Source organism: Microbacterium sp. T2.11-28, assembly GCF_950097975.1.
In the GTDB taxonomy this organism is placed as follows: Bacteria; Actinomycetota; Actinomycetes; order Actinomycetales; family Microbacteriaceae; genus Microbacterium.
This window is the reverse complement of the sequence record NZ_CATNHF010000033.1, coordinates 22,171-46,293: the sequence shown is the minus strand read 5'-3', so window position 1 is coordinate 46,293 and position 24,123 is coordinate 22,171. Positions and strand designations below refer to the sequence as shown.

Sequence of the window (24,123 nt, the reverse complement as noted above, 5' to 3'; positions counted from 1 at the left end):
CGACCGCGTTCCGGGGGTGATCTTCCGGAGTTGTGGACGGGTGCGTTTCGACTCGTCGCTGCGCTCCTCGCTCAACGACCGGGCGCCCTCCCCGGGTCCGTCCCCGGGTCTCGCCCCGGCCCGGTCCTCGGTTCGCAACTCCGGAACATTCCCGCCCAGCGGCCTGTCACGTGCCGGTCGACCGCGTTCCGGGGGCGACCTTCCGGAGTTGTGGACGGGTGCGTTTCGTCTCGTCGCTGCGCTCCTCGCTCAACGACCGGGTCCCCTCCGCGGCGACGGGCCCCGGCCGCGGCGGCGCACCGCAGCGCAACGGCGAACGCCCCCGGGAACGGATCCCGGGGGCGTTCGCGTGACGGGTGTCAGTCGAGACCGTTGGCCGCCAGCCAGTCGGTCGCGATGTCGGCGGAGGAGCGCTTGTCCTCGGTCGACTCGACGTTCAGCGCCACGAGGCCCTCGGGCGTGAGAGCGGCGCTGATCGGGTTGATCACGTCGGCGATCTCCTCCGCGATCGACTCGCTCACCAGCGGCACCACGTTCGACGCGAGGAACAGGCCCTCGGGGTCAGCCAGGGTGACGAGGTCGTTGGTCTGGATGCGCGGGTCGGCGCTGTAGACGTTCGCGACCTGGATGTTGCCGGCGACGAGCTCGTCGACGGTGGTGTCGGCCGTGGCCGAGAAGGCGACGTCGACGCCGTAGACCGACTTCAGACCCTTCGGGCCGTACGGACGCTCCTCGAGCTCCGGAGCCCCACCGAGGGTGAGGTTCGCGATGCCGGCGAGATCGCCGATCTCGGTGAGGTCGTTCTCGGCGGCGAACTCGGCCGTGACGTTGTACGAGTCCTGGTCGGTCGCCGACGACTGGTCGAGCACGGTCAGACCGTCGGGCAGGGCGTCGGCGAGGGCGGCGTACACGTCCTCCGACGCGGTGGCCGTGGTGGCCTCGTCGAAGAACTGCAGCAGGTTGCCGGTGTACTCGGGGATGAGCTGCACGCTGCCGTCCTCGAGCGACGGGATGTAGATGTCGCGCTGGCCGAGCTGGAACTTGCGCTCCACCGTGAAGCCGGCGTTCTCGAGCGCCTGGGCGTAGATCTCGGCGATGATCTCGTTCGAGTAGTACGCCTGGGAGCCGACGACGATGGTCGAGGTGTCGCCGGAGGCCGGCGGGGCGCTCGAGCTGTCGCCGCCGAGCGGGTCGGAGGTGGCGCAGCCGGCGAGAGCCAGCGCAGCGACGGTCGCGAGCCCGAGGGTCGCGGTGAGGCGGGTGCGGATGCGGGTCATGGTGCAGACCTTTCGTGATGTGCGGTGTGTGCGGTGCGGGACGGGAAGTGGTGCGGATCAGACGGTGGAGCCGGTCGCGTCAGCCGTCTTGTGGGGCCTGAGAGACGGGGTGCGGCCTTCGGCGCTCGCGCGACCGGCGACGCCGCGCGGGACGACGAGACGCTGCAGCAGGGCGAACAGTCCGTCGAGGAAGAGGGCGAGGGCGACCACGATGAGCGAGGCGCCGAGGACCTGGTCGAAGCGGTTGAGCTGGATGCCCTGCAGGAAGTAGAAGCCGAGGCCGCCGAGCCCTGCGTAGGCGGCGATCGTGACCGTCGCGACGACCTGAAGGGTCGCCGAGCGCAGGCCGCCGATCAGCAGCGGCAGGCCGAGGGGCACCTCGATCTTCCAGAGCACCTGCCAGGGTGTCATGCCGACCGCGCGCCCGGCGTCGATCACGGCCCGGTCGATGGCCTCGAAGCTGGCGTACGCGCCCGCGAGGATCGACGGGATCGCCAGCAGCACGAACGAGATGACGGCCGCCTCGGTCTTGTGGACGACGCCGATGATGAGGATGAGGAGCAGCAGCAGACCCAGCGACGGCAGCGCGCGCGCCGCCCCCGACACGGCGACGGCGATCTCGCGGCCGCGGCCTGTGTGGCCGATGAGCCATCCGAGCGGGATGGCGATGAGCGCGGCGATCGCGACGGATCCGAAGGTGAAGGCCAGGTGCTGCCAGATGGCCAGGGGCAGCGGCACCGACGACCCGCTCAGCCGGTCGGGAGAGAAGATCCACGCGAACGCGTCGAAGAACAGATTCACGCCGTCGCCTCCGCCAGCACCCGGCGCGTCACGGCGCGGCTCTCACGGCGCCGCGGCAGCCACGGCATCAGCACCCGGCCGAGCAGGACGAGGGCGAGGTCGATCACGAGCGCGATCACGACGACGGCCACGACGCCCGAGAGCACCTCTTCGACGATCCGCCGCTGGTAGCCGTTCGTGAACAGGTAGCCGAGGTTCTGGACGCCGATGAGGATGCCGACGGTGGCCAGCGAGATCGTCGAGGTCGCCGTGACCCGCAGGCCCGCCAGCAGAACGGGGCCCGACAGCGGGAAGTCGACGGCCCAGAACCGCCGCCACGGTCCGTACCCGACCGCCACGGCCGACGCGCGGACGGCCGGGTCGATGGAGTCGAGGCCGTCGGCGACCGAGCGGGTCATGATGGCCACGCCGTAGACGGTGAGGGCGATGATCAGGTTGACCTCGGACAGGAACGGGATGCCGAAGGCCCCCAGCAGACCGAAGAGGCCGAGCGAGGGGATCGTGTAGAGGAGGCCGATCGTCGTGAGCGCCGCTCCGCGGAACGGGGTGTAGCGCCAGGCGGCCCAGCCGATCGGCAGGGCGATGACGAACGAGAGCACGATCGGGATGATGCTCTGGCGCAGATGCTCGAGCGTCAGTCCCCAGATGAGGTCGAGGTTGTCGAGGACCCAGTTCACGCGCGGTCCCCGGGAGCGGACGGGGCCGGCTCGCCGGACACGAGCACGCCCTGGGTGCGGCCCGCGTCGTCGACGAGGACGGTGCCCCGCGGTGTCTGCTTGGCGCGCAGCGCCCGCGTGCCGCGATCGACCCCGACGAACTCGGCGACGAAGTCGCTCGCCGGGTTCTCGATGATCTCGTCGGGGGTGCCGATCTGCGCGATCTTGGCGCCCTTCTCGAGGATGACGACCTGGTCTCCGAGCAGGAACGCCTCGTCGATGTCGTGCGTGACGAACACGACGGTCTTGTCGAGGTCGCGCTGGAGCCGGCGGGTCTCGGCCTGCAGCTCCTTGCGGACGATCGGGTCGACGGCGCCGAACGGCTCGTCCATGAGGAGGATGTTGGGGTCGGCCGCGAGCCCGCGCGCGACGCCCACGCGCTGCTGCTGGCCGCCGGAGAGCTGCCGCGGATAGCGGTCGGCGAGGCGCCGGTCGAGGCCGACGATGTCGAGGAGCTCCAGGGCGCGCTGGCGCGCCTGCTTGCGCGGCGTGCCGGTGAGCACCGGCACCGTCGCGACGTTGTCGGCGACCGTGAAGTGGGGGAGCAGGCCCGAGTTCTGCAGCACGTAGCCGATGCCCCGGCGCAGCTGCACGGGGTCGCGGCCGCGGATGCTCTCGCCGTCGATCGTGATGTCGCCCTCGGTCGGCTCGATCAGCCGGTTGATCATGCGCAGCAGCGTGGTCTTGCCGCATCCCGAGGAGCCGACGAACACCGTCGTCTTGTGCGCCGGGATGAGCAGGCTGAAGTCGTCGACGGCTGTGGTGCCGTCGGGGAATCGCTTCGTGACGGCGCGGAACTCTATCGACATGTCGCCTCCGGATCGCGTGCCCCTCACCCAATCACACTCCTCCGACATCGTCGAAGGGGCTGGCATAGAGCGTCACACTTCCGGTATGCGTGGACCATGGACGACTACGACCTCATCGTGATCGGAGCCGGCCCCGTCGGCGAGAATGTGGCCGACCGTGCGGTGCAGCGCGGGCTGCGCGCCGTGATCGTCGAGAGCGAGCTCGTCGGCGGCGAGTGCTCGTACTGGGCGTGCATGCCGTCCAAGGCGCTGCTGCGCGCGGGCGCGGCGCTCCGGGCCGCGCGCGACGCGCCCGGCGCGGCGGAGGCCGTCACCGGCGGCGTCGACGTGGCGGCCGTGCTCCGCCGGCGCGACGAGATCGTGCACGAGTGGGACGACAGTGGCCAGGTGTCGTGGCTCGACGGCGCCGGCATCGACCTCGTCCGCGGCCACGGGCGCATCGTCGGCGAGCGGCAGGTCGCCGTCGGCGACCGGGTGCTGCGCGCCCGTCACGCGGTCGCGGTGTGCACCGGATCGGCTTCTCTGCTCCCGGACGTGCCCGGCCTCGCCGACGCGCAGCTGTGGACGAGCCGCGAGGCCACCGGCGCCCGCGAGGTGCCGGCGTCGCTCGTCGTGCTCGGCGGCGGGGTCGTCGCATGCGAGATGGCCACCGCCTATGCCTCCTTCGGCACGCAGGTGACCGTGCTCGCGCGGTCCGCCCTCCTGCGCGGCATGGAGCCCTTCGTCGGGGAGCGCGTCGCCGGCGGGCTGCGCGCGTCCGGTGTCGACGTGCGCATCGGCGCCGAGATCGCTCGGGTCGACCGGGAGCCCGACGGCACGGTCGTCGTGACCCTGGCCGACGGGTCGGCCGTCCGCGCCGCCGAGGGACTGGTCGCGACCGGCCGCGTGCCCCGCACGCAGGACATCGGGCTGGAGGCCGTCGGCCTCGAGCCCGGTGGCTGGCTCGAGGTCGACGACACGCTGCGCGTCCGCGGCTCGGACTGGCTGTACGCCGTCGGCGACGTGAACCACCGCGTGCTGCTCACCCACCAGGGCAAGTACCAGGCGCGCGCGGCGGGCGACGTCATCGCGGCGCGCGCGACCGGCGGTGCGGTCGACGACGGCGAGTGGGGCGCGCACGCCGCCACCGCCGACCACCGCGCCGTGCCGCAGGTCGTGTTCACCGAGCCGGAGGCGGCCGCGGTGGGCCTCACCGAGGCGCAGGCGCGTGCCGAGGGGATCGCGGTGCGCGTGCTCGACTACGACCTGTCCTGGGTCGCCGGGGCGAGCACCTACGCGCGGGGATACGAGGGGACCGCCCGCGCGGTCGTCGACGAGGAGCGCGGCGTGCTCGTGGGGGCGACCTTCGTCGGCCCCGACGTCGCGGAGCTCCTGCACGCGGCGACCGTCGCGATCGTCGGCGAGGTGCCGATCGCGCGCCTGTGGCACGCGGTCCCGCCCTACCCCACCGTCAGTGAGGTGTGGCTGCGCTGGCTCGAGGCCTACGGCCGGCCCGACGTCTGATCGGCGCGGGCGGCCCGGGCGCCCGGATCAGCTCCGCTCGTCCGAGGGATCCGGCAGCGCCAGCGCGACCTGCTGCGCCGTGGTCAGCGGCGCGCGGGTGATCAGCTCGTGCACGAAGGCCAGCTTGTCCTGCACGGGGGCCGAGATGGTGAACGGGTACAGGTCCCCCAGTCCCATCGAGCGGTTGATCCGGTTGAACGCCTGCGACATCCAGTCCCAGTCGCTGAGGAGACGCCCGACGGATTCGTCGCGGTACGACTCGCGCGGCACCACGTCGACGTCGCGGAGGTCGGTGGCCGCGGCGTCGAGGTGGATGCCGATGGCCGCGGCGGTCTGCAGCGTGCCGCAGATGTGCAGATAGTGGGCGAAGGTCTCGGCGAAGTCCTCCCAGGCGTGCATCGTCGCGTACTCGGAGATGTAGGAGTCGCGCCACCCCTCGGGCGCTCCGGTGGCGTAGTGGCGCGAGATCGCGTCGCGATAGCTCTCGCGCTCGTCGCCGAACAGCGCGCGGCACCGCGCCCACGTCGCCTCGTCGGTGATGAGCACGTTCTGGAAGTAGTGCCCGACTTCGTGGCGCAGGTGGCCGAGCATCGTGCGGTACGGCTCGCCGAGGCGCACGCGGAGCGCTTCGCGGACGTCGTCGAGACTCTCGGCGAGGTCGATCGTGATGATCCCGCCGGCGTGGCCGATGATCACGCGGCGTCCGTCGGAACGGCTGGAGAGCAGGTCGAAGCCGAGCCCGCCGGGCTCGACGTCCCACGGCACGATCGGCAGCCCCAGATCGGCGAGCTGGAGGAGGAGGCGGCGCTTGGCCTCCTCGGTGGTGGCGAGCTTCTCGAGCGCGATCGTGTCGTCGGACGGCGGACGGGTGCGCGTCAGGCGGCACGAGATGCAGCGCCCGGCGGGCGCGTCCTCGCGCACGAGCCAGTTGCATCCCCACTCGCGCTGCGAGCACGCGTACCAGGTGACCCCGTCGATGACGACGCGGTCGTCGCGGAGGGGGTGGAAGGCGCGGTCGATCACCTGGTAGCCGACGTCGGTGCGGCACGTGGGGCAGCGCAGGGTGTCGAGCGTCAGGAAGCGTCGGCAGGAAGGGCAGCGGGGCGTGGTGCTCACGGGATCACGCTAGCGCCGGCTTCCTCGTCGGCCGATGCCCGGGGAGGAGTCCGCAGCCCGGCGACGATCCCGTACCAGGCGACCAGGAAGGCGGGCTCGTCCAGCCGGCGGCGCCGCATCCACACGGTGACCTCCTCGTTGCTCTTGCTGGCGTTGCAGGAGCGGCAGGCGGGGACGACGTTCTCGAGCGTGTACCGGCCGCCGCGCGAGATCGGGAGCACGCAGTCCCGCTGCAGGGCCACGCCGTCGGCGCCGCAGTAGGCGCAGCGCGCCCACGCGTCGAGGATGGCGAACCACTCGGCATCCGTCAGGTCGCTCCCCGAGGCCGCCACCCGCTTCGCGCGCCGCCGCGCGGCACGGGCGCGCCGGGTCTGCGCGGGCTTGCGGACGGTCATGACCCGACGGTAGCGCCACCCGGGCGCGGGGAGGCGGGGACGCGCGGCGCACCCGGGGGGTGGGCAGCCGTACCCCCGGAACCCCTGGGGCGAGCCGGACGGATGCGGCGAGGCCTGTCACACGGGCACCGCCCTCTCGCGCGGACTCCGGCCGGCGTCGGCGGTGCTCGTCGCCCTCGGCCCGATGCGAGCGTGGACCACGTGAACAGTGGGCAGTCGTCGTCGGCTCCCGGGCAGCGAGGCGGCAACGAGTGCCATCACCTCTCGGCGAGGCGGCAACGAGTGCCATCACCTCTCGGCGAGGCGGCAACGAGTGTCGTCGATCCGAGGTCGGCGCTCCTCGCTACTGTCGTGACATGCACGAGCTCTCCCGAGACGACGCCCGCCGCCTGGTCGTGCGCGCGCAGCTGCTCGACGCGCAGCGACCCGGCGACGTGGTGGAGGTCGCCGAGCAGCTCGGCTCGATCAAGATCGACCCGACGGCGACGATCGCACCCGCCGAGCAGACGGTGCCGTGGAGTCGCATCGGCTGGTCGTACGAGCCGGGTCAGCTGCGCAAGGCGGTCGAGCAGGACCGGCTGCTGTTCGAGTTCGACGGCCACTTCCACGCCGCGAGCCTCATGCCGGCGATGGTCGCCCGGATGCGGGGGCGCGTGTTCCGGGCGCAGGCGAGCGCGTGGATGGCCGCCAACGCCGCGTTCCGCGCCGACGTGCTGGCGCGCCTGCGCGCCGAGGGGCCGATGCCGGCGTCCCAGATCTCCGACACCAGCCAGGTGGCCCACAAGGACGAGGCCGGCTGGTACGGCTCCAACCAGGTGCCGCGGATGCTCGACCTGCTCTCCTATCTCGGCGAGGTGGGGATCGTCGGACGCGAGGGCCGTCAGCGGGTGTGGGACATCGGCGAGCGCGTGTACCCGGCTGATCTGCCGGTGCTCGACTACGAGGAGGCCGAGCGCGTGCTCGAGGCGCGGCGGCTGCAGGCGGCGGGCCTCGCGAAGCAGAAGTCGCCCTGGACGCCGGTGGGGACGGCGGGGGAGCCCGCGCGGGTCGAGGGGAGCTCCTGGACGTGGCGGGTCGATCCCGCCGCGCTGGCGGCGCTCGACGAGGACCCCGGCGGCCGTGTCGCCATCCTGAACCCCTACGACAGGTTCCTGTTCGATCGCCCGCGGCTGCGCGAGCTGTTCGAGTTCGACTACATCCTCGAGCAGTTCAAGCCGGCGGCGCAGCGTAAGTTCGGCTACTTCGCCCACCCGATCCTCGTCGGCGACCGCTTCATCGGGCAGCTCGACGCCCAGCTCGACAAGAAGCGGGAGACCCTCGTGGTGAACGCCGTCCACGAGCTCGTGCCGTGGGACGACGAGGAGACCGAGATGGTCCGTGCGGAGATCCTCGATCTCGGCAGCTGGCTCGGCGTGCCCGTCGCCGGCCTGCGCTGAGCTCGGCCCCCACCCGCCGACGCCCGCCGGAGTCTCCTCGGCCCTCCAGCCGAAACCGAGTATTGACGTCGTCCCGGACTTACTTCTACTGTTTATTCAGTTGTAAACAAAGGAGTTCACCGTGGCGGCAGCGCGAAGCCAGACCGACGTCAATCGCACCGCGATCCTGGCGCACCTGGGAGCGCACGGCAGCGCCTCCCGCGCCGACCTGGCCCGGGCGCTGGAGGTCTCTCCCGCCCTCGTCACCCAGCTCACCCGCGATCTCCTGGCCGACGGGCTGATCGAGGAGCAGGAGGCCGCCAGCAGCGGCGGGCGCCCCGCGCGCCTCCTCGGCCTCGTCTCGCACGACCTCGCGGCGATCGGCGTGAAGGTCGCCCCCGACCACGTGGCCTTCGTCGAGGTCGGCATCGACGGCGTGGTGCGCCGCGCCGACGTGCAGCCGTTCGACGCGGTCTCGCCGCTGGCCGCCTCCCACCTCATCGACACCGTCCGCCGCTTCATCGAGCAGAGCGGATCCGCGCGGGTGCTGGGGATCGGCGTCGGCCTTCCCGGAACCGTGGCCCAGCAGGGGATCGGCGTCGTTGACTCGACCCAGCTGGGCTGGGTGCAGGTTCCCCTCGGCGAGCAGCTGCGCCGCGCGCTGCACCTCCCGGTCGTCGTGGAGAACAACGTCAACGCGCTGAGCGCCGCCGAGCAGCTGTTCGGCCAGGGGCGCCGGTTCCGGAACGTGCTCGTGGTCACCGTCGGCAACGGCGTGGGCGCCGGACTCATCGCCGACGGGGTGATCGTGCGCGGTCGCTCGGGCGGAGCGGGCGACTTCGGACACGTCCCGGTGCGCGAGGACGGGCCGCTCTGCCAGTGCGGCAACCGCGGCTGCCTGGAGGCGATCATCGGTCAGGGCGCCCTGGTGAACGACGCGCGCTCGATCCGGCTCATCGACCCCGACGAGGGCGTCGACGAGCTGCGCTCGCTCGCGGACGCCGGCAATGCCGAGGCGCGCGAGATCTTCGCCCACGCGGGCCACCAGCTGGGCCGCGCGATGGCGGGAGCGGTCAATCTCCTCGATCCGGAGGTCGTCGTGCTCCTCGGCGAGGGGGTGCAGGCGTGGAGCCACTGGCAGGACGCGTTCGACGCCGCCCTCCGCAGCGCGCTCGTGCCGGGCAAGCGCGGCGTGACGGTCGAGGTGGAGCGCTGGGACGACGACCGCTGGGCGCAGGGTGCCGCCGCTCTGGTGCTGGCGACCCCGTTCGACGCGCAGGGCGTCGCCGGCGACCAGGGCCGGCTCGTGCGCGAGCGCCTGGTGGCGGCGATGGAGCACCGGCCATGACCACGACCGCTCCCGCCCGGGCGGCGCTCGCCTCGCCGCCCGCGTCCTCGCCCGCGAGACGGCGGGGCATGCCCGGCCGCCGCCGCGTGCGGTACGCGCTGACGGTCGCGGCGTTCCTCCTGCCGAGCCTCATCCCGCTCCTGGCCTTCGTGATCGGCCCGATGATCAGCGCGGCGTGGACGAGCCTGCACTCCTGGAACCTCATCGGCCCGATGCAGTGGGTGGGACTCGACAACTACGCGCACCTGCTCACCGACCCCGCGACCCGCGACGCCTTCCTGCACACCGTCATGTACATCGTCGGCTACCTGCCGATCGTCTACGTGGGCGGCCTGGCGCTCGCCCTCGCGCTCAACGCGCGGCTGAAGGGCCGGGCGGCGCTGCGCGGCATGTACTTCCTGCCGGTGATCACCAGCTGGGTCGTCGTCGCCCTCGTCTGGCGGTGGCTCCTCAGCCCGAGCAACGGCGTCGTCAACAACGTGCTCGCCTGGTTCGGGATCGAAGGCCCCGGCTGGTGGGCCGACCCGGCGTGGTCGATGCCGTCGATCATCCTCGCCTCGGCCTGGAAGGACCTCGGCTTCGTCATGGTGATCCTGCTCGCCGGGCTCCAGTCGATCAACCCCGACCTGTACGAGGCCGCCCAGCTCGACGGCGCCGGCTGGTGGCGGCGTCTGGTGAGCGTGACCCTGCCGATGCTGTCGCCGTCGACCTTCTTCGTGATCGTGCTCTCGCTCATCAACGGCTTCCAGGTGTTCGACCAGGTGTACGTGATGACCGGGGGCGGGCCGAACAACTCGAGCCAGGTGGTCGTGCAGCAGGTCTACGACCTGACCTTCCGCTACGGCCAGGCGGGCATGGCCTCGGCGCTGTCGTGGCTGCTCTTCTTCGTGATCATGATCGTCACCCTCGTGCAGTTCTCCGGGCAGAAGCGGTGGGTGAACTATGACTAGGCCGCTCCCGCGCCTCGCGCTGTACGCCGTCCTCATCGTCGGCGCCCTCGTGATGGTGTTCCCGTTCGTGTGGACGGTCGTCACCTCGATCACCCCCGGGGCCACCCTCACGACGACGCCGCAGCTCATCCCCGACGACCCGTCGCTCTCGCCGTACGTCGAGCTGTTCTCGCGCGTGCCGTTCGGTCGCGTGATCGCCAACTCGCTGCTGATCGCCGTGGCGAGCACGCTCCTGCAGCTGCTGACCAGCGCGATGGCCGCCTACGTGTTCGCGCGGATGCCGTTCCCCGGCCGCGGGGCCCTGTTCGTGCTGTACCTCGCGACGATGATGATCCCGTTCCAGGTGCTCATCGTCCCGCTGTTCGCCGAGATGAAGGCGCTCGGCCTCATCAACACCTACGCCGGGGCGATCCTGCCGACGATCGCGACCGCCTTCGGGGTGTTCCTGCTGCGCCAGGCGATCGCGAGCGTGCCCTACGACCTCGACCAGGCGGCGACCCTCGACGGGGCAGGACACCTCCGGATCTTCGTGCAGATCATCCTGCCGCTCATCCGCCCCGCCCTGGCGACCCTCGCCGTCTTCGCGTTCCTCAACACGTGGAACAGCTTCCTGTGGCCGCTGATCATCCTCCGCGAGCCGCTGATGCAGACCCTCCCGGTCGCCCTCACGAGCCTCCAGGGCCAGTACTCCACGCAGTGGGACGTGCTCATGGCCGGCTCGGTGATCAGCATCATCCCGATGTTCGCCCTCTACGTCTTCGCCCAGAAGTACATCGTCCAGGGCGTCGCCGGTGCCGGACTGAAGTAGCCCGTCACCACTGCACCACCTGCACCACCCGAATCAAAGGAGATCGCACCCATCATGAACAGCATCCGCAAGCCCGTCGTCGGCGTCGTCGCCGCGGCGGCGGTCCTCGCCCTCGCGGGGTGCTCCTCGTCGGCATCGCCGGACCCGGCCGCCACCGACGAGGACGTCACCATCACCTACGCCAACTTCATCTCCAACGGCGGCAACGAGGAGAACCTCCAGACGATCGTCGACGCCTTCGAGGATGCCAACCCCGGCATCACCGTCGACGTCACGACGACCGACTACGCCAACTACTTCACGCAGCTGCAGACCGACCTCGCCGCCGGCACCCAGGCCGACGTGTTCGACGTCGACGCGGGCGCCTTCGCCAACATCCAGGCCTCGGGCGTGCTGGCGCCGCTCGACGCCGTCGACACGTCGCTCTACCGCCAGGGAGTGCTCGACACCTACGCCGTCGACGGGACCCAGTACGGCCTCCCGTCGTCGTTCTCCAACGTCGTGCTGTTCTACAACAAGGAGCTGTTCGACGCGGCGGGCGTGGACTACCCCACCTCCGACTGGACGTGGGCCGACGAGAAGGCGGCCGCCGAGAAGCTCACCGATGCCGGGGCCGGCGTCTGGGGCGACTACCAGCCGATCTCGTACTACGAGTACTACAAGGCCGTGCAGCAGGCCGGCGGCAGCTTCCTCGGAGACGACGGGTCGGCGGGCTTCGACTCCGACGCCGGCAAGGCCGCCGCCGAGTGGCTCACCGGCAAGTCGGGCACGGTCATGCCGACCGCCGCCGACGGTGCGGGCACGCCCGACTTCGACACCAACCTGTTCAAGGACGGGAAGCTCGCCATGTGGCACACGGGCATCTGGATGATCAGCCTCGTCGGCGACCTGCCGTTCGAGTGGGACATCGCCGTCGAGCCGGGTGACGCGCAGAAGGCGAGCGCCACGTTCTCCAACGCTGTCGTCGTGTCGCAGTCCGCGGAGCACCAGGAGGCTGCGCAGAAGTGGGCGCAGTTCCTGACCAGCTCGCAGGAGATGGTCGACGTGCGCCTGAACGCCGGGTGGGAGCTTCCCGCGATCAGCGACGAGTCTCTCCTCGCGCCCTACCTGGAGCAGACGCCGCCGGCCAACCGGATCGCCGTGTTCGACTCCCTCGAGCACGTCGCCGACGCGCCGCAGCTGGGCGCCAACGCGACCCAGATCCAGGACGCCGTGGGCAACGCGCTCGGCGAGATCGCGGCCGGTCGCGCCACGGTCGCCGACGCGATCCCCGCCCTGGCGACCGAGGTCGTCGGCCGGTTGCGGTCGCCCGGGGGTGGGGGGGGGGGGGTGTCTCCCGCCCGCCGCACGCCCTCGCCGCCCCGCGGTCCCGCCCGCCTTCTCGAGACAGAGGAACCCCGTGCCCGACACCCGTACCGCCGCTCCGACGGCCGCGCTCGCCGCCCACAGCATCCGGCTCATCACCGCGCTGCAGACTCCCGAGGGGGCCTACCCGGCGAGTCCGACGTTCTCGGCCTATCGCGGCTACTGCTGGTTCCGCGACGGCGCGTTCATCGCCGACGCCGCCTCGGCGGCGGGCGAGGCGGCCTCGGCCGAGCGCTTCTTCGACTGGTGCGCCCGCGTCCTCGAGGATCGGGCCGACCTCATCCGCTGGATCGTCGCCGAGTCGGCTGCGGGCCGTCCGCCGGCCGCCGAGCGGATGCTGCCCGCCCGCTTCACCTTCGACGGGGGCGACGGGTCCGACGAGTGGTGGGACTTCCAGCTGGACGGCTACGGCACCTGGCTCTGGGCGCTCGTCGCCCACCTTGATCGGCACGGCGGTGACGTGCATCGCTGGCGCGCCGCCGTCGAGCTGACGGTCGACTACCTCGTCGCCTCGTGGGAGCGCCCCTGCTACGACTGGTGGGAGGAGCACGCGACCCACGTGCACGTGTCCACCCTCGCCTGCGTCGGAGCCGGGCTGGAGGCCGTCGCGCCCCTGCTCGACCCCGGGCGCGCGGAGCGTGCGGCGGCGGCCGTCGACGGCATCCGCTCCCTCGTCGCCGCCGAGGGAGTGCTCGACGGCCACCTCCGCAAATGGCTCGGGAGCACCGCCGTCGACGGGAGCCTGGCGGCCGCCGTCGCCCCGCTCGGCTTCGTCGAGGCCCGCTCCGTGCTCGGCGCGCGGACGATCGCGGTGCTCGACGCGCACCTGAACGTCGACGGAGGCGTCCACCGCTTCCTGGGCGACACCTTCTTCGGCGGCGGCCAGTGGCCGCTCCTGAGCTGCTTCCTCGGTCTGGCCCACCTCGCCGCCGGCGACCGCGCCGCCGCCGAGGCCCTCTTCGACTGGGCCGCCTCGACCGCGACCCCCGACCTCGACCTGCCCGAGCAGGTCGCCGACCACCTCATCGCCCCGGGCATGCGCCAGGAGTGGATCGACCGCTGGGGCACCGCGGCGACCCCGCTGCTGTGGAGCCACGCGATGCTCCTGCGCCTGGGCCTGGCTCTGGGCCGCTTCACCCCCGACTCGCTGAAGGACCCCCGATGATCCGCCACCGTCCCGCCGGCTCCGGCCATCCGTACTCCGTCGACACCGAGCAGCGCCACCCGGTGGTGCCCGAGGCGGGCCGGACGGCCACCCTCGGGGTGCGGGCCGACGGCGCCGTCACCGCGGTGACCTGCGTCCTCGAATGGCTCCCCGACGCCGGAGGCGCCGGCGAGAGCGTCGAGCTGACACTCGAGCCCGTCGCGACCACCTCGCGGGGCCGTCTCACCGACGGTGGCCACCTCGCCTCGGCGCAGAGCCGGCGTGCGCGCGCGGTCGGCGGCTGGCAGGCGACCACGCCGGTGCTGCGCTCCGGCGGCACCTATCGCTACCGGTTCACCGCGGTGTCCGGTCAGGGGCGCACCGAGCGGTCGAGGACGTTCGCCTTCCGTGCCGCGACCTGGGAGGACGCGCCGGAGGCGCTCATCGAGCACGGTCGCGCCCGCGCGCTGGCCGGATCGGTGCAGCGTCTCCACGACGGGGAGCGCGCGTGGCGGGTGCGCTTCGCGCTGCCCCTCGCACCCGGCGAGCACGTCACCGGGTTCGGGGAGCGCTTCGACACGCTCGATCACACGGGAGCCGTGCTCGACTCGGTGGTGTTCGAGCAGTACAAGAGCCAGGGCGCGGAGCGCAAGACCTACCTCCCCATGCCGTTCGCCCACGTCGTGGGCGGCGAAGGATGGGGCTTCCACGTGGACACCACGCGGCGCGTGTGGTTCGACCTCGGCCGCACCCACGCGGACCGGATCGAGGTGGAGGCCGAGGCGGGCCCGGACGGCGTCCTGGACCTGCGCCTGTTCGACGGCACCCCCACCGAGGTGCTCGGGGCGTTCCTCGACCGCGTCGGCCGCGCCGAGGAGCTTCCGGGCTGGGTCTTCCGGCTGTGGGCCAGCGGCAACGAGTGGAACACGCAGGCCGAGGTGATGCGTCAGATGGACCTGCACGCAGCCCACGACATCCCCGTCGGATCGGTCGTGATCGAGGCGTGGAGCGACGAGTCCACCTTCACCGCCTTCCGGGACGCCCGGTACGAGGTGTCGCACGACGGCGCCCCGCACCGGCTCGGCGACTTCACCTTCCCCGCCGAGGGGGCCTGGCCCGACCCGAAGGGGATGGCCGACGAGCTGCACCGACGGGACATCCGGCTGCACCTGTGGCAGATCCCGCTGCTGAAGATGCGTCCGCATCCGTCCGGACAGCTGTCGGCCGACGCGCGCGCCGCGATCGCCGAGGACGTGCTCATCCGGGAGCCCGACGCCCGCGGCGCGCTCCGGCCGTACCGCAACCGGGGCTGGTGGTTCCCGCTGTCGCTCATGCCGGACCTCACCGATGCGCGGGCCGCCGACTGGTGGACCGAGAAGCGCCGCTACCTCGTCGAGGAGATCGGCGTCGACGGCTTCAAGACCGACGGCGGGGAGCACGCGTGGGGTGCCGAGCTCGTGTATCTCGACGGGCGCGGCGGCGACGAGAAGAACAACACCTTCCCGGTCGCGTACGCCGACGCGTACGGCCGGCTGCTGCGTTCGGCGGGCAAGGCGCCGGTCACCTTCAGTCGCGCGGGATTCACCGGCTCGCAGGCGCACGGCGCGTTCTGGGCGGGCGATGAGAACTCCACGTGGGAGGCCTTCGCGTGGTCGATGAACGCGGGCCTGTCGGCCGCCGCGAGCGGGATCGTCTACTGGGGATGGGACATCGCGGGCTTCTCGGGGGAGATCCCGGACGCCGAGCTCTACATCCGGGCCTTCCAGGCCTCGACCTTCGTGCCGATCATGCAGTACCACTCGGAGTTCAACCACCACCGCACGCCCTCGCGCGACCGGACGCCGTGGAACATCGCCGAGCGCACCGGCGACGAGCGGGTGCTGCCGCTCGTCCGGTCGTTCACCCACCTCCGGGAGCGGCTCGTCCCGTACCTCGAAGCCGCCGCACGCGAGACGATCGCCACGGACCGACCCCTCATGCGGCCCCTCTTCTTCGACGATCCGCAGGCGTGGGACACCGGGGCGCAGTGGATGCTCGGCGCCGATCTGCTGGTGGCCCCGGTGCTGGAGCCGGGGGCGACGTCGGTCGAGGTCTGGCTGCCCGAGGGCTCGTGGGTGGACGTCTGGTCCGGCGCGACGCACGACGGCGCGCGCCGGGTGCGCGTGGAGACGCCGATCGAGCGGATCCCGGTGTTCGCCCGCGCCGGTGCGGAGGTGCTCCGGGCGTTCGCCTCCGAGGCGTGAGGGCGACCGCGGCAGGGGATCCGCGGGAATCGGACCCTGCGGGCTCCGGCCCGTGTCATCCCGCCCCTGCATCCCCCGGCATCCCGGCCCCCCGTCATCCCGGCCCTGGGGGCGCTGCGCCGACGTACAGTGAAGGACATGCGACGCCCCGTTCCCGATCCCGTCCGCGACGACCAGGAGTCCGTGTGGGACTACCCGAGGCCGCCGCGCGCGGAGCGGATCTCCTCGCGGGTGACCATCGAGCTGGGCGGCGTCGTCATCGTCGACACGACCGACGTCGTGCGGGTGCTCGAGACGAGTCACCCGCCGGTGTACTACCTGCCCGAGAGCGCGTTCGCCCCCGGGGCGCTGAGGCCGGCCGCGGGGTCGTCCTGGTGCGAGTTCAAGGGGCAGGCGGCGTACTTCGACGTCGTCGGGGGCGACCAGGTGCGCGAGCGCGCCGCCTGGGGGTACCCCGACCCGAGCGGAGGCTACGGCGACCTTGTCGGCCGCGTGGCGGTGTACGCCGGCGGCATGGACCGGTGCACCGTCGACGGTGAGACCGTGGAGCCCCAGCCGGGCGGGTTCTACGGCGGCTGGGTCACGTCGTGGGTCGCCGGGCCGTTCAAAGGGGTCCCGGGTTCGATGGGGTGGTGACCCTCCCGCCGGTGCGAGCCGCCCGGCCGGAACGCGCGCGACGTAGGCTCGACACGACGGAAGGAACCACCATGGCGAGAATCCTGCTCATCGGCGGACACGGGAAGGTGGCGCTGCTCCTCGAGCCGCTCCTCGTGGCTGCGGGCCACGACGTCACCGCGGTGATCCGCAATCCGGAGCACGAGGTGGATGTCGCCAGCACCGGCGCGACGGCGCTGGTCGCCGACGTCGAGTCGCTCGACACGGATCAGCTCGCCAACCTCGTGAGCGGCAACGACGCGGTCGTGTGGTCGGCGGGCGCGGGCGGGGGCGATCCCGCGCGCACGTACGCCGTGGACCGCGACGCCGCCATCCGCTCGATCGACGCGGCGGCCGCCGTCGGGGTGGGCCGGTACGTGATGGTCTCCTACTTCGGGGCCGGCGAAGGCCACGGCGTCTCGCCGGACGATCCCTTCTTCGCCTACGCCGAGGCCAAGACGGCGGCCGACGCGCACCTGCGCGCGAGCTCGCTGGACTGGACGATCCTCGCGCCCTCCGCGCTGACCCTCGACCCGCCGACCGGCCGCATCGACGTGCGGGCCGCCGAGCCCGCCTCGGTCGCCCGCGCCGACGTCGCCGCCGTGATCGCCGCAGCCATCGCCGAGCCTGCGACCTCGCGCCGGACCGTCACCTTCAACAGCGGCGACGTGCCGATCGACGAGGCGCTGCGCACCCTCGCCGGCTGAGTCCGGCCGGCCGGCTCAGCGCGCCGCGCGCGGAAGCTCGGGCGGCACGGCCTCCAGCAGCCGGACGGTGTACGGATCGCGGGGCGACGCGAACAGCTCCGCGGCCGGCGCGGCCTCGACGACGCGGCCGTTCTGGAGCACGACGACGTCGTGGCTCATCTGCTGGACGATGGCCAGGTCGTGGGCGATGAAGAGGTAGGTGAGGTGCTGCTCGTCCTGCAGCCGGCGCAGCAGCCCCAGCACGCGCGCCTGCACGGACACGTCCAGGGAGGCCGTCGCCTCGTCGAGGATGATCAGCTCCGGTTCGAGCGCGAGAGCACGGGCGATCGACACGCGCTGCCGCTGCCCGCCGGACAGCTCGTGCGGGAAGCGCCCGGCGAACGCCTCCGGAAGGTCGACCAGGTCCAGGAGCTCGGCCACGCGCCGCGCCCGGGCCGCGGCACCCGTGCCGCCCAGACGATGGACGCGCAGCGGCTCCGCGATGGCGTCGCCCACGCTGCGGCGCGGATCGAGCGAGGCGAACGGGTCCTGGAACACCATCGCGATCCGGCGCCGGTCGCGCCGCCGCGCCCGCAGCAGGTCCGACCCGCCGAGGGTCGCAGCGCCGCGGTGCGGGGGGACGAGACCGGTGAGCGCGTTGGCGATCGTGGACTTGCCCGAACCCGACTCGCCGACCAGCGCCAGGGTGGTGCCCCGCCGGACGGTGAAGGACACGTCGTCGACGGCGTGGACGGTGCGCCGGCCGGTCGGGGTGCCGATCGTGAACCGCACGTCCAGGCCCTCGACGGCGAGCAGCGGCGGCGCGTCGGGCCGGGGGCGGGGTCCCGCTCCCGCCACGATCCGGGGACGTGCCTCGAGGAGCTCCCGGGTGTAGGCGTGGGCGGGTGCGGCGTAGAGTGCGCCGATGGGTCCCTGCTCGACGGCGCGCCCGTCGCGCAGCACGAGCACGTCGTCGGCCACCTGCCCGATGACGCCGAGGTCGTGGCTGATCCACACGACGGCGGTGCCGCGCTCGCGCTGGAGGTCGCGCACGAGCGACAGGATCTGCGCCTGCGTCGTGACGTCCAGCGCGGTCGTCGGCTCGTCCGCGACGAGCAGATCCGGGTCGCAGGACAGCGCGATCGCGATCATCGCCCGCTGACGCTGGCCGCCGGAGAACTGGTGCGGGTACGCGTCCACGCGCTCGCCCGGATCGGGGAGCCCGACCGCCTCGAGCAGCTCGATGGCGCGCAGGCGTGCCGCGTGCCGCCCGAGCCGGCGATGGGTCTCGAGGGATTCGGTGATCTGCCGCCCGACCGTGAGGTACGGGTTCAGCGAGGTCGACGGGTCCTGGAAGACGAAGCCGACGCGGCTCCCGTGCACGCGGCGCAGCTGCGCCGCGGACGCCGTCACCAGGTCCAGCGCCGCGGCGCCCTCGTCGCGTGCACCGGGACCGAGGAGGCTCGCTCCCGAGACCCGCGCGCCGGGGACGTCGAGCAGTCCCGTCGCGGCGAGCACGGTCAGGGTCTTGCCCGACCCCGACTCGCCCACGATGCCGAGCGTCTGCTCGCGCTCCACGGCGAGGTCGACGCCGTGGACGATCTCCCGGGGCCCGACGGCGACCCGCAGGTCGCGCACCGTCAGCAGCGTCATCGGATCCTCCTCGCCTCGATCAGGGTGCGCTGACGCGGATCGAGGATGTCGCGCAGGCCGTCGCCCACCAGGTTGAACGCGAGCGCCGTGACGAAGATCGCCGCTCCGGGGAAGACGCTCATCCACCACGCCTGCGTGAGGAAGCCCTGAGCCGTGAACAGCATGCCGCCCCACGAGGGCGCGGGAGGCTGGATGCCGAGCCCCAGGAAGGACAGCGCCGCCTCGGACAGGATCGCGAACGCGAGCGACAGCGAGGTCTGCACCACGAGTGGGCCGGAGATGTTCGGCAGCACGTGGCGGAACAGGATCCAGCCGGCCGGGGTCCCCATCGTCTGCGACACCTGCACGAAGGGCGAGGTGCGCACCGAGAGGGCGCTCGCGCGGGCGACACGCGCGAAGATCGGCGTGTAGACGACTCCGATGGCGATCATGGTCGTCACCTGGCCGGGCTGGAAGATCGCCACGATCGCGAGGGCCAGCAGCAGCACGGGGAACGCGAACATCACGTCGACGACGCGCATCAGCGCCGCATCCACCCACCCGCCGCGGTAGCCGGCCACCGCACCGACCGAGACGCCGACAACGAGGGCGAACAGGACGGCGACCGCCGCGATCGACAGCGACGTCGATCCGGCGACGAGCACGCGGGAGAGCACGTCCCGTCCGAGCTCGTCGGTTCCGAACCAGTGCGCCGCGCTCGGCGGCGCGAGGGCGCCGGCGACGTCGATCTCGTTGATGCCGTACGGCGCGATCCAGGGCGCGAGGATCGAGGCGGCGACGATGAGCACCAGGACGGAGCCGCTGACGACGGAGATCGGGTTGGACAGCAGCAGCCGCCACGTCGACATCCGTCCGCGCGGGGGATCCGCGGCGACGGGGACGGGGGTCTGATCCACGGTCATGGGCACCTCACGAGACCCGGATCCTCGGATCGGCGACGGCGTAGAGCGCGTCGACGACGAGGTTCACGACGATGAACATGACGGCGACCAGCAGGACGGCGCCCTGGATGAGGGGGTAGTCGCGCGCGGCCACCGCCTCGTACACGAGACGACCCAGGCCCGGCCACGCGAAGACGACCTCCACGACGACGACGCCGCCGAGGATCGTCGCGAGCTGGATCCCGGCGATCGTGAGGACGGGCACGAGAGCCCCGCGCACGATGTGGCGGAACGTGACCACGCGCGGCGGGAGTCCCTTGGACACCGCCGTGCGCACGTAGCCCGAGGAGGCCACGTCGATGACGGCCGCGCGGATGTAGCGCGTCATGATCGCACCCGCGACCAGTCCCACCGTCAGCGCCGGCAGCGTCACCTGCCGGAGCCATCGTGCCGGGTCCTCCGCGAGGGGCGCGTAGCCGCTGGCGGGCAGCCACCCGAGGGTCACGGAGAACAGCGAGATGAGCAGCATCCCGAGCCAGAAGTCCGGGATCGAGACGCCGAACTGGCTGGTGAGCCTCACGATGAGGTCGCTCGCACGTCCCTCGCGGAGGGCGGACCAGATGCCGGCGGGGATCGCGATGACGAGCGCGATGACCAGGCCGACCACGGCCAGCGACACGGTGGCGGGCAGTCGCTCGAACAGCGTGGTCGTCACCGGCTGGCCGTTGCGGAAGCTCACTCCCAGGTCGCCGGTCACGGCGCTCCCGAGGTAGCCGAGGAACTGCTCCCACAGCGGCCGGTCCAGGCCCGAGGCCGCCCGCAGCGCCTCGTAGGCCTCGGGGGTGTAGCGGGTGCCCAGGGCGAGGCGGACGGGATCGCCGGGGACGAGCTGGATGAGCGCGAACACGACCACCAGCACGCCGAACAGCACGATCGCCGACGAGAGCAGACGCACGCCGAGGAACCGCGCGATGCGTGCGGGCTGGATCCTCATGCGTGGTCTGCTCTCGTCGGAAGGGTCAGTCGGTCAGCGCGGTCTCGCGGAAGCGGATCGCCCGGTCGGCGCGCGTCTCGTATCCCGAGACCGCGGGCGACCACACCTGGATCACCGACGGGTTGTAGAGGTAGATGTAGCTGGCCTCGTCGGCGATGATGGTCGCCGCCTGACCGTACAGATCCTTGCGGGTGTCCGGGTCGGTCTCCACGCGGGCGGCATCGAGCAGCTCGTCGACCTCGGCGTTGGAGTACTTCTGCGCGTTGCTCGTGCCGTCGGTGTGATGCTGCGAGTAGTAGAAGTCGTCCGGATCGATGTTGCCGAGCCATCCCATCATCAGCATGTCGAAGTTGCCGCTGTTCTGCTCGTCGAGCCACGTCGAGAAGTCGGGCTGGCGGATCTCCACCGAGATGCCGAGCGGTTCGAGGTTCGCGGCGATGATCTGCGCCGCCGTGACCGTCTCGGGGTAGTCGCTCGTGGCGAGCATGTCGAGGGTGCCACCGGTGAACCCCGCCTCGTCGAGCAGCGCCCGGGCGCGGTCGAGGTCGGTCGAGTACTCGTCGTAGGGCGTGTACCAGAAGCTCTGCTCCGGGATCGCGAGCTGGTTCTGCGCGGCCGTCCCGTAGCTGACGGCCTGCACGATGGCGTCCCGGTCGATGGCGTAGGCGATCGCCTGACGCACCCGCACATCGTTCCACGGCTCCTTCGCCTCGTTGAGGGCGAGGTACCAGTAGTCGCTGGACGGGGTCACGCCGAGGGTCAGCGCGTCGTCGCCTTCCAGCTCGCCGACCTGCTGGGCCGGCACGACGTCGGTCCAGTCGATGTCGCCGGCCTTCAGGGCCGCCAGGGCGGTCGCGGGCTCCGAGATGAAGCGGTACTCGACGCCGCCGAGCTCCGGCGCGCCGCCCCAGTAGTCCGGGTTGGCGGCGAGGGTGATGTGGTCGCCGGCGGTGTACTCCGCGACCGAGAAGGGCCCGGTGCCCACCGGGGCGGTCGTGATGTCGCCCGACTCGACGTTGCCCTGCTCGACGATCGCCATCCCCTTGAAGCCGCCGAGGTTGGACAGCAGGTTGGGCGTGGGCTGGGCGACCGTGATCACCACGGTGGTGTCGTCGGGCGCCGACACGTCGGTGACCGAGCTGAACTTCCAGGCGTTGGAGAGCTGCTCGTCGATGATGCGCTCGTAGGAGTAGACCACGTCCTCGCTGGTGAACTCCGACCCGTCGTGGAAGGTCACTCCGCTGCGGAGGGTGAAGGTCCAGGTCAGCTGGTCGTCGCTGACCTCCCAGCTCTCGGCGAGGGCGGGCTGCATCTCGAGGTTCTCGTCGGGTTCGACGAGCGTGTCGAAGACGTTCTCGAGCACCTCGAACGAGAAGTACGAGCTCGTCTTCTGCGGATCGAGCTGGTCGGGCTCGCCGCCGATCGCGGCCACGAGCGTCTGGCCCCCGGTCGACTCGCTGGGGCCGTCGATATCGACGCTCTCCCCGGCGGAGCAGCCGGCGAGGACGAGAGCGGCGACGAGGGCCGTCGCTCCGAAGGCGGTGCGCTGGGACATGAGATGCCTCTCGTGCTGGATTCGGGTCATCATTTAGATGATGATTCGATCAGTATGTGCGACCATGAGAGGCGAGACAAGCCCAGGGTCATCTCGAAACAGAATCTTCACAATCGTCCGCGTCCCGATGCCATGCACGTGAGGCGCGCAGCCGGACCCGCCGAAGAGGAGACGCATGACGTACACCGTCCTGGCCCGTGACGCCCGTTCCGGACTCGTCGGCGCGGCCACCGCCAGCAGGTCGCTCGCCGCCGGGAACGCCGTGCTCGCGATCCGCCCCGGCGTGGGCGTGGTCGCCAGCCAGGCGTGGACCAACCGCTCCCTCCGCGGCCTGCTGCTGGGCGAACTCGCGGCCGGGGCGAGCGCGGCCGAGGCGGTCGACGCCGTTCCCGCGTGGGACGACCGGGCCGAGCTGCGCCAGGTGGCCGCCCTGTCCGTGGCGGGACCGGGAGCGGCCCGCTCCGGCCGGGACATCACGGACTGGGCGGGCCACATCGTCGCCGCGGATGCGGTGGTGGCCGGGAACTTCCTGACCGGCCCGGAGGTGCTCTCCGCGATGGTCGAGGAGCTCGCCGGGATGCCGGAGATCGACCCGGCCGACCCCGCGAGCGCGGCGCTGTTCGCGCAGGTCCTCGTGTCGGCCCTCTTCGCCGGTGAGCGCGCCGGGGGAGACGCCCGAGGGCGGCAGAGCGCAGCGGTGCTCGTGGCCGCGGCGGCGCGCCCGGAGCGTCGCGGCGAGCCGAGCGCGGGTCGTGCGGACGATCCCCTCCGCCACCGCAGCGTCGACCTGCGCGTCGACGACCACGGGGACCCGCTGGCCGAGCTGTCGCGCCTGGTGGCGCTGCGCGGCCGCGATCTGGCCGAGCGGGTCAGCGCTCGAACGGAGTGACGGCGCCCAGGACGACGGTCACGTCGTCGTGGCCGTTCGCCCACCAGTGGGCCTCCGAGCAGCCGTAGGTCACGGTGTCGCCGGCGTGCAGCTCGACCCGGCGCTCGCCCTGCGCGACGATGAGCACGCCCCGTTCCACGGTCACCGTCTCGGTGCCGATGTGCCGGAACGGATGCGGCTCGTTGCTGAACCCGGGCGGGAGGGTCGAGCGGATGAGCTGGAGCATCGACTCGCCCCGGGGGGTCAGGAGCTCGCGCGTGGCCTGTGCGGAGAGGGGGACGTCGGCGGCGGGCGGCATCACATGGCGCTGGGAGGCAGAGACGACGGCCAGCTCGCCGACCGGTTCGTCGAGCAGCTGGCCGGCGGGGACGCCCAGGGCGCCGGCAAGGCGATGGATCGACTGCAGCGACGGGTTGCCCATGCCGCGCTCGAGCTGGCTCACGAGACCGAAGCTCACCCCGGCCTTGTCGGACAGCGCCTGGACGCTCAGCCCCAGGCGCCGCCGCGCCTCGCGCACCGCGGCGCCGAGCGTCTCGACGGCGCGCGCTTCGTCGGGGTCGGTGTGGCGGGCCATGCCGCAACCCTACCCACGCCGCCGGTACGTGGGCGACGACGCGGGTGTCGACCTGGGCGACGACGTGGGTGGTGGCGCGGGCGGCGGCGGGGACGATGGCTGCGCCGCTGGGCTCAGCGGTCGCTGGGCATCGGCGACGGCTCCGGCGGCGACGGGGCGAACGGCTCCTCCGGGTGGGGCGCGAGGGGCTCGGCGGGGTTCGGCGGCGACGGCTCGCCGGGGGCCGGGGGCGGCGTCTCGCCGGGCATGCTGGGCAGGGTGACCATGATGCTCCTCCTCTGACTGCCGACGGGCGTCGGCGGACTCCCGAGGATGCGCGCGGCGGGCGGTGCGGGCGAGGGGGTTGA

The 24,123-nt window shown here is 72.2% G+C and carries 22 protein-coding genes and 1 pseudogene; 11 read left to right on the top strand and 12 right to left on the bottom strand.

Annotated features, from left to right (window positions below; all coding sequences use genetic code 11):
* Positions 1-359: 359 nt before the first annotated feature.
* The 4 genes from QQZ13_RS16165 to QQZ13_RS16150 are packed head-to-tail and all read right to left on the bottom strand — an operon-like array spanning position 360 to position 3,603.
* Positions 360-1,277, bottom strand: coding sequence for an ABC transporter substrate-binding protein (locus QQZ13_RS16165; RefSeq protein WP_284530620.1), 918 nt, complete (start codon positions 1,275-1,277; stop codon positions 360-362).
* 57 nt (positions 1,278-1,334) lie between these two features.
* Positions 1,335-2,078, bottom strand: coding sequence for an ABC transporter permease (locus QQZ13_RS16160; RefSeq protein ID WP_284530618.1), 744 nt, complete (start codon positions 2,076-2,078; stop codon positions 1,335-1,337).
* Positions 2,075-2,755: an ABC transporter permease gene (locus tag QQZ13_RS16155; RefSeq protein ID WP_284530616.1), complete on the bottom strand. Its 681-nt coding sequence runs from the start codon at positions 2,753-2,755 to the stop codon at positions 2,075-2,077. The genes QQZ13_RS16160 and QQZ13_RS16155 overlap by 4 nt, the downstream gene beginning before the upstream one ends.
* Positions 2,752-3,603, bottom strand: a complete 852-nt coding sequence (locus QQZ13_RS16150) for an ABC transporter ATP-binding protein (RefSeq protein WP_284530613.1) — start codon at positions 3,601-3,603, stop codon at positions 2,752-2,754. The genes QQZ13_RS16155 and QQZ13_RS16150 overlap by 4 nt, the downstream gene beginning before the upstream one ends.
* Before the next feature lie 96 nt (positions 3,604-3,699).
* On the opposite strand from QQZ13_RS16150, the gene QQZ13_RS16145 reads away from it, so the two are divergent.
* Entirely contained in the window at positions 3,700-5,106 is a 1,407-nt protein-coding gene (locus QQZ13_RS16145; protein ID WP_284530612.1) for an NAD(P)/FAD-dependent oxidoreductase, read from the top strand.
* 27 nt (positions 5,107-5,133) lie between these two features.
* Here the strand turns inward: QQZ13_RS16145 and QQZ13_RS16140 are convergent, their stop codons facing one another.
* The gene (locus QQZ13_RS16140; protein ID WP_284530611.1) at positions 5,134-6,222 is read right to left on the bottom strand and encodes a putative zinc-binding metallopeptidase; all 1,089 of its coding nucleotides are present in this window, start codon (positions 6,220-6,222) and stop codon (positions 5,134-5,136) included.
* Entirely contained in the window at positions 6,219-6,617 is a 399-nt protein-coding gene (locus QQZ13_RS16135) for an HNH endonuclease (protein WP_284530609.1), read from the bottom strand. Before QQZ13_RS16135 ends, QQZ13_RS16140 begins: the two co-directional genes overlap by 4 nt.
* Positions 6,618-6,973: 356 nt before the next feature.
* Between QQZ13_RS16135 and QQZ13_RS16130 the strand changes: the two genes are divergently transcribed.
* The 9 genes and pseudogenes from QQZ13_RS16130 to QQZ13_RS16090 all read left to right on the top strand — a co-directional run bounded on the left by QQZ13_RS16130 (position 6,974) and on the right by QQZ13_RS16090 (position 17,251).
* Entirely contained in the window at positions 6,974-8,053 is a 1,080-nt protein-coding gene (locus QQZ13_RS16130; RefSeq protein WP_284530607.1) for a crosslink repair DNA glycosylase YcaQ family protein, read from the top strand.
* Between the two features lie 121 nt (positions 8,054-8,174).
* Positions 8,175-9,380, top strand: a complete 1,206-nt coding sequence (locus QQZ13_RS16125) for an ROK family transcriptional regulator (protein ID WP_284530604.1) — start codon at positions 8,175-8,177, stop codon at positions 9,378-9,380.
* Positions 9,377-10,330, top strand: coding sequence for a carbohydrate ABC transporter permease (locus QQZ13_RS16120; protein ID WP_284530603.1), 954 nt, complete (start codon positions 9,377-9,379; stop codon positions 10,328-10,330). Before QQZ13_RS16125 ends, QQZ13_RS16120 begins: the two co-directional genes overlap by 4 nt.
* Positions 10,323-11,138, top strand: coding sequence for a carbohydrate ABC transporter permease (locus QQZ13_RS16115; RefSeq protein ID WP_284530601.1), 816 nt, complete (start codon positions 10,323-10,325; stop codon positions 11,136-11,138). Before QQZ13_RS16120 ends, QQZ13_RS16115 begins: the two co-directional genes overlap by 8 nt.
* A gap of 54 nt (positions 11,139-11,192) precedes the next feature.
* Positions 11,193-12,167, top strand: a pseudogene (locus tag QQZ13_RS16110) (sugar ABC transporter substrate-binding protein); the annotation flags it as partial.
* 286 nt (positions 12,168-12,453) lie between these two features.
* Positions 12,454-13,668 carry a glycoside hydrolase family 15 protein gene (locus tag QQZ13_RS16105; RefSeq protein ID WP_342395276.1) on the top strand — a complete coding sequence of 405 codons (1,215 nt, stop codon included), beginning with the start codon at positions 12,454-12,456 and terminating at the stop codon, positions 13,666-13,668.
* On the top strand, positions 13,665-15,890 hold the full coding sequence (locus QQZ13_RS16100; protein ID WP_284530597.1) for a TIM-barrel domain-containing protein: 2,226 nt from the start codon (positions 13,665-13,667) through the stop codon (positions 15,888-15,890). Before QQZ13_RS16105 ends, QQZ13_RS16100 begins: the two co-directional genes overlap by 4 nt.
* A 138-nt stretch (positions 15,891-16,028) precedes the next feature.
* Positions 16,029-16,526 (top strand): DUF427 domain-containing protein, encoded by a 498-nt coding sequence (locus tag QQZ13_RS16095; protein WP_284530595.1) that lies wholly within the window; start codon positions 16,029-16,031, stop codon positions 16,524-16,526.
* Positions 16,527-16,597: 71 nt separating this feature from the next.
* On the top strand, positions 16,598-17,251 hold the full coding sequence (locus QQZ13_RS16090; protein WP_284530593.1) for an SDR family oxidoreductase: 654 nt from the start codon (positions 16,598-16,600) through the stop codon (positions 17,249-17,251).
* Positions 17,252-17,266: 15 nt separating this feature from the next.
* Here the strand turns inward: QQZ13_RS16090 and QQZ13_RS16085 are convergent, their stop codons facing one another.
* From QQZ13_RS16085 to QQZ13_RS16070, 4 genes are read right to left on the bottom strand one after another with little or no spacing between them, the layout of a single operon-like run.
* Complete coding sequence (locus QQZ13_RS16085; protein WP_284530592.1) at positions 17,267-18,883, bottom strand: ABC transporter ATP-binding protein; 1,617 nt, start codon at positions 18,881-18,883, stop codon at positions 17,267-17,269.
* Positions 18,880-19,785: an ABC transporter permease gene (locus QQZ13_RS16080; protein WP_284530591.1), complete on the bottom strand. Its 906-nt coding sequence runs from the start codon at positions 19,783-19,785 to the stop codon at positions 18,880-18,882. Before QQZ13_RS16080 ends, QQZ13_RS16085 begins: the two co-directional genes overlap by 4 nt.
* A 7-nt stretch (positions 19,786-19,792) precedes the next feature.
* Positions 19,793-20,758 (bottom strand): ABC transporter permease, encoded by a 966-nt coding sequence (locus QQZ13_RS16075; protein ID WP_284530589.1) that lies wholly within the window; start codon positions 20,756-20,758, stop codon positions 19,793-19,795.
* 25 nt (positions 20,759-20,783) lie between these two features.
* Entirely contained in the window at positions 20,784-22,313 is a 1,530-nt protein-coding gene (locus QQZ13_RS16070; protein ID WP_284530587.1) for an ABC transporter substrate-binding protein, read from the bottom strand.
* Between the two features lie 175 nt (positions 22,314-22,488).
* Between QQZ13_RS16070 and QQZ13_RS16065 the strand changes: the two genes are divergently transcribed.
* On the top strand, positions 22,489-23,202 hold the full coding sequence (locus QQZ13_RS16065; RefSeq protein WP_284530586.1) for a DUF1028 domain-containing protein: 714 nt from the start codon (positions 22,489-22,491) through the stop codon (positions 23,200-23,202).
* Here QQZ13_RS16065 and QQZ13_RS16060 read toward each other — a convergent pair.
* A complete protein-coding gene (locus QQZ13_RS16060; protein WP_284530584.1) occupies positions 23,183-23,776 on the bottom strand; it encodes a helix-turn-helix domain-containing protein in 594 nt (197 codons plus the stop codon). The two genes, QQZ13_RS16065 and QQZ13_RS16060, sit on opposite strands and share 20 nt — an antisense overlap.
* A gap of 113 nt (positions 23,777-23,889) precedes the next feature.
* Positions 23,890-24,042: a hypothetical protein gene (locus QQZ13_RS16055; protein WP_284530581.1), complete on the bottom strand. Its 153-nt coding sequence runs from the start codon at positions 24,040-24,042 to the stop codon at positions 23,890-23,892.
* Between the last annotated feature and the right edge of the window lie 81 nt (positions 24,043-24,123).